The sequence below is a fragment of the Actinopolymorpha sp. B11F2 genome (assembly GCF_040195635.1).
Taxonomy (GTDB): Bacteria; Actinomycetota; Actinomycetes; order Propionibacteriales; family Actinopolymorphaceae; genus Thermasporomyces.
In genome coordinates, this window is the sequence record NZ_JBEFTX010000018.1 from 167522 (window position 1) to 177819 (window position 10298).

Annotated in this window: 9 protein-coding genes; 4 read left to right on the plus strand and 5 right to left on the minus strand. The window is 69.1% G+C overall.

What is annotated here, in order from left to right:
• Positions 1–138 precede the first annotated feature (138 nt).
• Together ABN034_RS27470 and cysD are read right to left on the minus strand one after the other, a co-directional pair.
• Positions 139–1389: a sulfate adenylyltransferase subunit 1 gene (locus tag ABN034_RS27470; protein WP_349693873.1), complete on the minus strand. Its 1251-nt coding sequence runs from the start codon at positions 1387–1389 to the stop codon at positions 139–141.
• Positions 1389–2294 carry a sulfate adenylyltransferase subunit CysD gene (cysD, locus tag ABN034_RS27475; RefSeq protein ID WP_349331970.1) on the minus strand — a complete coding sequence of 302 codons (906 nt, stop codon included), beginning with the start codon at positions 2292–2294 and terminating at the stop codon, positions 1389–1391. The genes ABN034_RS27470 and cysD overlap by 1 nt, the downstream gene beginning before the upstream one ends.
• Before the next feature lie 142 nt (positions 2295–2436).
• Between cysD and ABN034_RS27480 the strand changes: the two genes are divergently transcribed.
• Entirely contained in the window at positions 2437–3144 is a 708-nt protein-coding gene (locus tag ABN034_RS27480; protein WP_349693874.1) for an acetyltransferase, read from the plus strand.
• Between the two features lie 51 nt (positions 3145–3195).
• On the opposite strand, the gene ABN034_RS27485 is transcribed toward ABN034_RS27480, so the two are convergent.
• Entirely contained in the window at positions 3196–3873 is a 678-nt protein-coding gene (locus ABN034_RS27485) for a sugar transferase (protein ID WP_349693875.1), read from the minus strand.
• Between the two features lie 750 nt (positions 3874–4623).
• Here ABN034_RS27485 and ABN034_RS27490 point away from each other — a divergent pair.
• Positions 4624–5826 (plus strand): GH25 family lysozyme, encoded by a 1203-nt coding sequence (locus tag ABN034_RS27490; protein ID WP_349693876.1) that lies wholly within the window; start codon positions 4624–4626, stop codon positions 5824–5826.
• Positions 5823–5996, plus strand: a complete 174-nt coding sequence (locus tag ABN034_RS27495; RefSeq protein WP_349693877.1) for a hypothetical protein — start codon at positions 5823–5825, stop codon at positions 5994–5996. The genes ABN034_RS27490 and ABN034_RS27495 overlap by 4 nt, the downstream gene beginning before the upstream one ends.
• Before the next feature lie 188 nt (positions 5997–6184).
• On the opposite strand, the gene ABN034_RS27500 is transcribed toward ABN034_RS27495, so the two are convergent.
• Positions 6185–7480, minus strand: a complete 1296-nt coding sequence (locus ABN034_RS27500; protein ID WP_349693883.1) for a nucleotide sugar dehydrogenase — start codon at positions 7478–7480, stop codon at positions 6185–6187.
• Positions 7481–7697: 217 nt separating this feature from the next.
• Here ABN034_RS27500 and wecB point away from each other — a divergent pair, with 217 nt between their 5' ends.
• Entirely contained in the window at positions 7698–8786 is a 1089-nt protein-coding gene (gene wecB, locus ABN034_RS27505) for a non-hydrolyzing UDP-N-acetylglucosamine 2-epimerase (protein WP_349693878.1), read from the plus strand.
• Positions 8787–8991: 205 nt separating this feature from the next.
• On the opposite strand, the gene ABN034_RS27510 is transcribed toward wecB, so the two are convergent.
• On the minus strand, positions 8992–10170 hold the full coding sequence (locus ABN034_RS27510; RefSeq protein WP_349693879.1) for a glycosyltransferase: 1179 nt from the start codon (positions 10168–10170) through the stop codon (positions 8992–8994).
• Positions 10171–10298 lie beyond the last annotated feature (128 nt).

The following is a 10298-nucleotide window of genomic DNA, read 5'->3' on the forward strand; positions in this document are numbered from 1 at the left end:
ACGGGTCCCTGAAGGGAAACGGGGCCATCTGACCTCTGCGGCTTCATGACCACGATCATGATCACCGGAAGCGTGAGGGCGGTCTTGTGCTTGCCGCTTCAGTGAACCATCAGACGAGCGCGCTCAGCGCCGGGATCGTCAGGTGGCGCTGACGATCATGCCGGCGCCGACGGTGACGTTGGTGGCCTCGTCGATCAGGATGAACCCGCCGGTCCACCGGTTCCGGCGGTACTCGTCGACGAACAGCGGCTGCGCCACGCGAAGGTCGATCCGCCCGATCTCGTTGAGCCCGAGCTGGCCGGCTGTCTCGTCGCGGTGCAGGGTGTTGACGTCGAGCCGGTAGTGCAGGTCCTTCACGATCGCCTTGGCCGTGCGCGTGGTGTGCTTGACGAGGATCCGCTGACCTGGCTCGAGAGGCTTGTCGACCATCCAGCTCACCATCGCGTCCACGTTCTGGGCGGCGTGCGGAGCGTTGTGCGGCCGGCAGATCATGTCGCCCCGCGAGATGTCGAGGTTGTCGGCAAGCTGCACGGTCACCGACATCGGAGGGTACGCCTCGTCGATCGGTCCGTCGGCGGTGTCGATGTGGGTCACTCGGGACGTCAGCCCCGACGGCAGCGCCATCACCTCGTCACCCGGCTTGAGCACACCGCCGACGATCTGACCGGCGTAACCGCGGTAGTCGTGGTAGTCGTTGGAGTGTGGCCGGATGACGTACTGCACCGGCATGCGGACGTCGACCAGGTTGCGGTCGCTCGCGACGTGGACGTTCTCGAGATGGTGCAGCAACGACGGACCGTCGTACCACGGCATGCTGGGCGACCGGTCGACTACGTTGTCGCCTTCCAGCGCGGAGATCGGGATGACCTCGAGGTCCGGGATGTTCAGCTTGGTGGCGAAGCCGACGAAGTCCTCGTGGATCTGGTCGAACACCGCCTTGTCGTAGCCCACCAGGTCCATCTTGTTGACACACAGCACCAGGTGCGGCACCCGCAGCAACGACACCAGGAACGCATGCCGCCGGGTCTGCTCGACCAGGCCGTTGCGGGCGTCGACCAGCACCAGGGCGAGGTCGGCGTTGGACGCACCGGTGACCATGTTGCGGGTGTACTGGATGTGGCCCGGTGTGTCGGCGATGATGAACTTCCGCCGCGGCGTCGCGAAGTAGCGGTAGGCCACGTCGATCGTGATGCCCTGCTCCCGCTCAGCGCGCAGACCGTCGGTGAGGAGCGCGAGGTTGGTGTACTCGAAGCCCTTGTCGCGGCTCGTGCGTTCGACCGCTTCGAGCTGGTCTTCGAAGATCGCCTTCGAGTCGTACAGCAGCCGGCCGATCAGCGTGCTCTTGCCGTCGTCGACGCTGCCGGCCGTGGCAAACCGCAGCAGATCCATCAGAAGTAACCCTCCCGCTTACGGTCTTCCATCGCGGCCTCGGAGAACTTGTCGTCGGCCCGGGTCGCTCCACGTTCGGTGACCCGGCTGGTGGCGACCTCGGCGATGATCTCCTCGATCGTGCTTGCCGTGGACACCACCGCGCCCGTGCAGGAGATGTCGCCGACAGTGCGGTAACGCACCGTCTGCTCGGTCAACTCCTCGCCCTCCCGGCGAGGTACGAACTCCGACTCGGCGAGCAACATGCCGTCGCGCAGGAACACCTTCCGCCGGTGCGCGTAGTAGATCGACGGGATCTCCATGCCCTCGTCGGCGGTGTACTGCCAGATATCGAGCTCGGTCCAGTTGGACAGGGGGAACGCGCGGATCGACTCGCCGGTGTGAAGGCGGCCGTTGTAGAGGTTCCACAGCTCGGGCCGTTGGTTCTTCGGGTCCCACTGACCGAACTCGTCGCGGAACGAGAAGACCCGCTCCTTCGCTCGCGCCTTCTCCTCGTCACGGCGACCGCCACCAAGCAGCGCATCGAACCGGTGCTCCTCGACCATCTCGAGGATCACCGGGGTCTGCAGCCGGTTTCGGGTCTCGCCCGGGCGCTCCCGGATCCGCCCCTCGTCGATCGCCTTCTGGACCGACCCCACGATCAGTCGCACGCCCAACTCCTCGACGCGCCGGTCGCGGAAATCCAGCACCTCGGGGAAGTTGTGGCCGGTGTCGATGTGCAGGAGCGGGAATGGAATCCGCGCCGGCCAGAACGCCTTCTCGGCGAGCCGGAGCATGACACAGGAGTCCTTGCCACCGGAGAAGAACAACGCTGGTCGCTCGAACTCGGCCGCGACCTCACGGAGGATGTGGATCGACTCGGCCTCGAGCGCCTGCAGGTGTGACAATCGGTAATCGACGGACATGAACTCCACCTGCCGTGGCATCGGGACGGGACGGACGCCCTGCGATGCTACCTGGGCCCTCCAGCGGCGGTCCGGTGCCTCTCCGCATCACGGACGCGAGAGCGGATACCCCCAGCTGAGCCGGTCACTAGGCTGGCAGGTCATGACGCTGTACATCGTCGGTGCGGGGGGATTCGGTCGCGAAACCTACGACGCGGTACTCGCGGCGCGTGATCATGCCGACCGTGGCACCGAGCGCGGTCACGAGGGACGCGGGTACGACCGTGGCCAGGCTGCCCCCGTGGTGTTCTGTGATCATTCCCGCGCCGGCGAGCGGATCCGTGGGCTCACCGTGATCCATCCGGACGACGCCGATCCGGATTCCGACCCGGCGGACGAAACGGGCGCCGGCTTCGTCGTGGCGATCGCGGATCCGGCCGTACGAATGCGACTTTCCGCCGAGTTCGCCGCCCGAGGATTCACGCCACGCACCGTCGTACATCCGCGCGCGGTCATCGGTCCGGAGACGACGGTCGGTGCCGGGTCGGTGATCCTGGCCCTCGCCCACGTCTCGTCGTCCTGCGTTCTCGGCCGCCACACGCAGGTCAACTACACCGCGTCAGTCGGCCACGACGCCGCCCTCGAGGACTTCGCGACGGTCTTTCCTGGAGCGAACGTCGCCGGTGACGTCCGACTCGGCCAAGGCGTCACGATTGGCTCGAACGCGTGCGTACTCCAGGGTCTCGAGGTCGGATCGGGTGCCTACGTCGGCGCTGGTGCGGTGGTGACCCGTTCCGTCACGGCCGGGACGACCGTGGTCGGGGTGCCCGCCCGGCCGCTCACCAGGTCCGCGACCGCGCCCCCCGGCTGACGGAGCCACGCGGTCTTGAAGGAGGGCCTCGTGGTCGAGGACCTCGCCTGGTCAGCAGGCGCGGAGGAGCTTGCGACCCTCGGCGTCGAGGAGGAGTTCGTCGGTCAGCGCTTCGGCGCGTTCCTCGTCCAGGTCGGACATGAGCGCCCGCTGGTCGGCGACGGCACCCTCCCGCGCGAAGACGACCCGGATCGTCCGTACGATGATCACCGCGTCGAGCCAGAGCGACCAGCGGTCGACGTACTCCACGTCGAGGCTGAGCCGGGTGCCCCATCCCACCGTGTTGCGACCGGCGATCTGCGCCAGTCCGGTGATGCCTGGCCGGACGTCGAACCGGCGGCGCTCGGTGGCGGTGTACCACGTGTCGTACTTCGGCAACAGCGGCCGCGGGCCGACAATGCTCATGTCGCCGCGCAGAACGTTGATGAGCTGCGGAATCTCGTCGAGGCTCAGCCGGCGCAGGAGCCGCCCGAGCCTGGTCAGGCGGCGGTGGTCGGGCAGGAGCTCCCCGCGGGCGTCCCGGCGGTCGGTCATCGTACGGAACTTCAGGACGCGGAACTGCCGGCCGCCCATGCCCGTGCGGCGCTGGCGGAAGAGGACCGGCCGGCCGAGGCGCCACCTGATCAGGAGTGCGACGGCCACCATGACCGGCGTGAGGGCGAGGAGGCCGACGAGGGCGAGGACGACGTCGATGCCGCGCTTGAGAGTGCGTCCTGGCTGACGTCTCACCGCTCACCCCGTGTACATCTCGTCCTCACTGGAACGAACGAGCCGTCATCGGCGGGGTTACGTCGTGGGCGGGGTCCCGACATCAGCGCGCTGGTAGTGGCGGCGGCGCCACCTCGCACCGGCCTTGGCCGGCTGACTCCTCCGTCATGCGCTGCGCGTCCGGGCATCGCTGTCCCCCATTTCACCGAACCCCATCCACCGCGCCGGGCCGTGTGTGACGCGGCCGGCGGGTCGGATCGCCCGTCGCCCGCGTGCGGACGACCGACGGTACGACTCCGACCCGCCGGGTGAGCCCAGGAACGCAGGACCAGGCCAGGTCCAGGGAGGTCAGACCGCCTGCGATCCAGACCACGTACCGCCTGCCGCCCATATCCGGGCAGACTGACGATCTAAGTACATCACTCCCGAGCCGGACATTGCGTTGCGTGGGTGTGGATAAGTCGCAGACGTACCGGCAATTTCCCGCATTGTGGACTCCCGGGTTGGAAAGCCCGCAAGCGCTCGCGCAGAATGCGCAGGTCGGCCGCGGGGGCCGCAACCGGCACCACAACCAGGTACCCGGAGACCAGGTACCCGAACAGAACAGCGGCTCCCGGAATCACAGCCCCGCGACACGCACGTTCACGCTGCTCACGCATCGCTGATCCACTCGCGTCGACCGATCTGGCTGTCCTCACCACGCCTGTGTGCCTGACAGTCGGGATTTCGGCGAGCCGTTCACGCCTGATGTCCCGACCCGGAGGAGAGCTTGTGAGGCTGTTTGCCGTCGAAATCCCGAGGCCTGACCGTCTTTTTCGCAAACGGCCGTCCTGGAAGTCCCTCGCCGTCTATGTCGGTGCCGCGGCACTCACCGCCGGGCTCGCCATCCCGACCTTCAGCGTCGACCGGAGCGGCGTTGATCCTGCCGCGGACCAGGGTGGGATCACCGTCACCGGAGACAGCCCGGCAGGCGAAGAGGGGGTCGGCTCGGACTCCGAGAGCGACGTGTCCGCCAGCGGGGATGGCGGCGACCCGGACGCCGCGGCCGGCGCCGACGACTCCGGCGTGCGCGAGCAGGACGGCGACGACATCTCCCAGTCAGACGACGGGACCACTGACTCCCACGACGGACACCAGGGCGACGCCGGCGGGAGCGACGCCGGCGAACGCGGTGGAGGCACGGTCACCGGCCAGGCCGAGGTCGACCAGAAAGCCCTGACCCAGCAGGAAGAGTCCCGCGCCGGCCGCGGCGACCGAACCGACCGTGGCACGAACGGACGGAGGGCCGGACGCGGCGACGAGAGCGCCCTCGCGGCCGAGCGCAACGGCCACCAGGTCAACATGAACGGCTGGATCCGGGTCCGTGGGATCGACATCTCGAGCTTTCAACCCAATGTGGACTGGGACTACTGGTGGCGCCAGGGCATGCGCTTCTCCTCCATCAAGGCCACCGAGGGCACGAACTTCATCAGCGACACCTTCGACGAACAGTGGGAAGGCGCAGGCCGGGTCGGAATGCTCCGCACCGCCTATCACTTCGCGCTTCCTGACGGCCCAAGTGGCGCCGCACAGGCGAAGTTCTTCGTCGCAAATGGCGGTGGCGGAAAGGCGGACGGTCGAACACTGCCAGGCGTCCTCGACATCGAATTCGGTGAAGCCGTGGGACGGCCGACGTGCTACAACCTCTCGCCTGAGGAAATCGTCGCCTGGACCGACGACTTCCTCACGACGTACGAGAAACTCACCGGACGCAAGGCGATCATCTACACCAACGGCAGCTGGTGGCGCGACTGCACCGGTGACTCCCAGGCGTTCAGCGATCATCCGCTGTGGCTCGCGAGCTACAACCCTCGGCCGGGCAAGGCCCCCGGTGGCTGGAAACGGCACACGATCTGGCAGTACACCGACACCCCGCTCGACCAGAACTACTTCAAGGGTTCGTGGGCCGAACTGAAGGAGCTCGCCCGCAGGTGAGTCGTGCCGGCGGCCCCCGCGCGTGCGTGGTGCGCTGGGTCCGCCGGACCTTGCACACCCTGCCCGCCGGATGGGGTACGCGGACGATCTGGCAGTACACCAGCAGCCCGCTGGACCAGAACTACTTCAACGGTGCGTACGACCGGCTCCAGGCGCTCGCCAACGGCTGACACCCGACCACGGCGCGCCCCTGAGTGGAAAATGATCACGAATGGGTGATCATTCCCCAGGATGCACGCCAATTCGGGCGCGCATCGCCCAAGAATTGGCGCGCAACGTACGCCGAGCAGGCCAGCGGGCCAGTCAGCGCAGCGGTCCAGCCCTTCTGAATCCGACCACGCGGAAGCAGGCGACAACGTCAGGCGACGCCGATGGTGCGGTGCAGCACCCCGGCCTCGCGCCACCGTGTCGCATCGGTGAGCGCCCGGCCGTCGACGAAGGCGCGAATGCCAGGCAGGTCCGCCGGGCCGAGACCGCGGTAGTCGGCGTGGTCGGCCTGCACGATGGCGGCGTCGACCGGCTCGCCCAGGTGGTACGCCGTGAACCCGAGCCCGGTCAACTCGTCGTCGGCGTACAACGGATCGTGCACCACGACGTCAGCCCCCGCCGCCCGCAGTGCGTCGACGGTCGGGAAGACACCGGAGAACGCCGTCTCCTTCACCCCACCGCGGTACGCCGCACCCAGCACCACGACGCGGGCACCCGCGAGATCGCCGTACGTCTGTGCCAGCAACTCCACGGCATAGGCGGGCATCTCGGAGTTGGCCTCGCGGGCGGCCCGCACCACGGTGGCGGACGGGTCGTTCCAGAGGTAGAGCCGCGGATACACCGGGATGCAGTGCCCTCCGACGGCGATGCCGGGCCGGTGGATATGGCTGTACGGCTGGGAGTTCGAGGCGTCGATGACCGCGTGGATGTCGATGCCGTGCTCGCCTGCGTACCGCGCGAACTGGTTCGCCAACCCGATGTTGACATCGCGATAGGTGGTCTCGGCGAGCTTCGCCAGCTCCGCAGCCTCGGCCGACCCGAGGTCCCAGACACCGTTGGGCCGCGCAAGATCCGGCCGGTCGTCGAAGTCGATGACCGCGGCGTAGAGCGCCCGCGCCCGGTCAGCCGCCACCGGGTCGAGCCCGCCGATCAGCTTGGGATAGCGCCGCAGGTCGGCGAACACCCGGCCGGTCAGCACCCGCTCGGGTGAGAACGCGACCCAGAAATCGGTGCCACACGTCAGCCCCGAGCGCTGCTCGAGCGCGGGCTTCCAGCGGGTACGCGTCGTGCCGACCGGCAGCGTCGTCTCGTAGATCACCGTGGTGCCGCGGGTGAGGTGCGCCCCGATGTCGCGGGTCGCGGCGTCCATCCAGCCGAAGTCGGGTACGCCCTCGGCGTCGACGAAGAGTGGGACGACGATCACGACATGCGAAGCATCGGGGATCGCCGCCGCGTAGTCCGTGGTCGCGCGCAGGCGCCCGTCGGCGACGACCTGCTTCAGGCGTACGTCGAGATCGGCTTCGCCGGGGAACGGCTCGGTGCCGGAACTGACCAGCTCCACCACGCGCGGGTTGACGTCGACGCCCATGACGTGGTGGCCCTTGCCCGCGTACTGGACCGCAAGGGGCAGGCCGATCTTGCCCAGCCCGACGACGGCGATCGTCAACGGATCGGTGACATTCACGAGAAGCCGGCCTCCGTGGCGTTGTTGCAGGACTTGCGCCAGCGCTCGCTAGAGTAACGTGCCGAGCGTCCGGATCCGGACGAACGAAAGGTCGGGCGCGGTCGGATGCGAGGCGGTCCCGGTCGGAAAGCGCTGCGAACTACGGACGGATCCGCCCTGCCAGCGCGAGGAGAGTCACCCTAGCGCGAGGAGAGTCGCCGTGAAGGTCATCAGCGTGGTCGGAGCCCGTCCGCAGTTCGTGAAGCTGGCCCCCGTGGCGGCGGCGTTCGCCAGGACCGCTCACGAACACGTGATCATCCACACCGGCCAGCACTACGACGCGCGGATGTCGGAGGTGTTCTTCGCCGATCTGGCCATCCCGGCGCCGGACGTCCACCTGGGGATCGGATCGGGTACGCACGGCGTGCAGACCGGCGCGATGCTGGCCGCGCTCGACCCGGTACTCACAGAGGTGTCGGCCGACTGGGTGCTCGTCTACGGCGACACGAACTCGACCGTCGCCGCCGCGCTCGCCGCGGTCAAGCAGCAACAACGGGTGGCGCACCTCGAGGCGGGGCTGCGCTCGTTCAACCGCGCGATGCCCGAGGAGCACAACCGCGTCCTGACCGACCACGCCGCCGACCTGCTGCTGGCGCCGACCGAGCTCGCGATGGGTCACCTGGCCCGCGAAGGACTCGCCGAGCGGTCGCTCCTCGTCGGCGACGTGATGACCGACGTGTGCCTTCGGGTACGCGCGAGCGTGGCTGAGCTGCCCCTGCCGGACGAGCTGCCGGCGGCGGTGGCGGAGTCGTCGGTCGGTTTCGTCGTCGCGACGGTCCACCGGGCGGAGAACACCGACGATCCGGTCCGGCTGGCCGCGGTGCTCGACGCCCTCGCGGGACTCGACGTGCCGGTGGCGCTCCTCGCCCACCCCCGGCTGGAGGCACGGTGCCAGGCGTACGGCCTCGTGCTGCGGCGGGGCGCGCTGCACCCGGTGGCACCACTCGCCTATCCCGACATGGTGCGTGCCCTGCTCGGCGCCCGCGGCGTCGTCACCGACTCCGGCGGCCTGCAGAAGGAGGCGTACCTCCTGGGGACCCCGTGCACGACGCTGCGTACCGAGACCGAATGGGTCGAGACGCTCGCCGGCGGCTGGAACGTCCTCGACCCCGGGCTCACGAAGGTCAAGGAGTTGGCGGACCGGGACAAGCCGGCGTCGGACAGAGGCACCCCCTACGGCGACGGCCACGCCGCCGAACGGGTCGTGGACGTGCTCGCCCGGGCGGAGGAGCGGCTCGCACCCGGGTAGGAGCGGGGACACCGGTCGCCGACATTCGCCTGGCCAGCCAGGCCATCGACACCCTGGACAGGCATCGACGCCTGGCCCGGGTGCCGGACGCCACGCTGACATGGCCAGTTGCACCCGGACCATGCCTCGAACGCGGCGGAGCGGCCATCGGACCGCGCCGGCTTCGCGCCACTCGCGCGGACCGCGCAGGCTTCGCGTCACTACCTCAGAGCGTGGTGCCGAGGGTCAGACAGGGACGCGGGCGGGCCGCCTGGGCCCATGACTCGATCCGGGTGAGGAACTCCTGCGCGGTGTCCGGCCAGTGGTATCCCACCCGGGCGGCCTGGTGGCCGCGCAGACCCATGGAGGTACGCAGGGCGGCGTCGCGATGCAGCCGCAACACCGCCGCCGCGGTCGCCTCCGGGTCGTCGAAGGGGACGACGACCCCGCACCTGTGCACCTGCATCAGCGACACCGCCGCCGGCAGCGGGGTGGTCACGACGGGTACGCCGTGGGCCATGTACTCGAGCACCTTCGTCGGCATCGAGTGCCGGTAGTTGGGCAGGTCCTGCAGCAGCGAGAGCCCGCACATGGCACCGTCGAGGAACGCCATCGCCTTGTCGTTGGGGACGAACCCGTGCCACCTGAGCCAGCCGTTGTCCTGCGCGGCCCGGAGCGCGCCGCGGGAATGGCCGTCGGCATGACCCACGACGTCGACGGTGAGCCCGCTCCCGGCGAGGTGGCGAGCCGTCTCGACCATGACGTCGACCCCGCGGGCGGCGGCAAGGTGGCCGACATACACCACCCGGTCGTCGCCGGCCGTCGAGACGTTCTCCGGTACGTACGTCGTGTTGGGGACGACGGGATGGATGTGGCGGAAGCGGTTGCGGTAGCCCTCCTCGGCGAGGATCAGCCGCAGGCTCCGTTCGGCGCGGTCCTCGACCATCCGGACGCCCATCCGCGCGAGCGGCCGGAGCAGTCCGGGCAGCCAGCGCTTCGCGATCAGGGCGGCGCTGGTGTCCTCGTGCACGTCCCAGACCACGGCTCCGGGAATGTCCAGCCCGGGCAGTACCAGCAACAGCTCAGGATCGTGAAGCAGGACGACGTCGACCTCATGTCCATGCGTACGCAGCATCCGGCGCGCCGCTCGCAGTGCCTCGCCCCTGGCCCGACCCACCGCCCGCGGCAGGTCGACGGCCGTGAGCTCCGGCCACGGCTCGGTGTTGCACGCGGAGAACGGCGCGGCGTAGGTGACCGAGTAGCCGGCGTCGAGCATGGCCCTGATCTGCCGGTGGAGGATCCGCGCGTCCTGCGGGTGATGCACCACCGTGCACACCAGCACGCGCAGTGTCGCCCCGCCCGTCGGTGACCTTCGCCCGGCGGAACCCGCCCCCAGCCCGGGCATCGTCAGAGCACCTCGGCTGTCCCGTCGCTGACGCCGCGGGTGTCGAAGAGTAGGCGGGCCGCTCGGAGTGTGTGGGGGTTGTAGGCGGTGTGGGCTTGGAGGAGGAGGGTGAGGTCGGCGGTGTGGAG

Excerpts from the sequence above, each read along its gene's own strand:
- ABN034_RS27480 (WP_349693874.1), top strand. The coding sequence starts at position 2,437 with ATGACGCTGTACATCGTCGGTGCGGGGGGATTCGGTCGCGAAACCTAC.
- ABN034_RS27510 (WP_349693879.1), bottom strand. The coding sequence starts at position 10,170 with ATGCCCGGGCTGGGGGCGGGTTCCGCCGGGCGAAGGTCACCGACGGGC.
- cysD (WP_349331970.1), bottom strand. The coding sequence starts at position 2,294 with ATGTCCGTCGATTACCGATTGTCACACCTGCAGGCGCTCGAGGCCGAG.
- ABN034_RS27470 (WP_349693873.1), bottom strand. The coding sequence starts at position 1,389 with ATGGATCTGCTGCGGTTTGCCACGGCCGGCAGCGTCGACGACGGCAAG.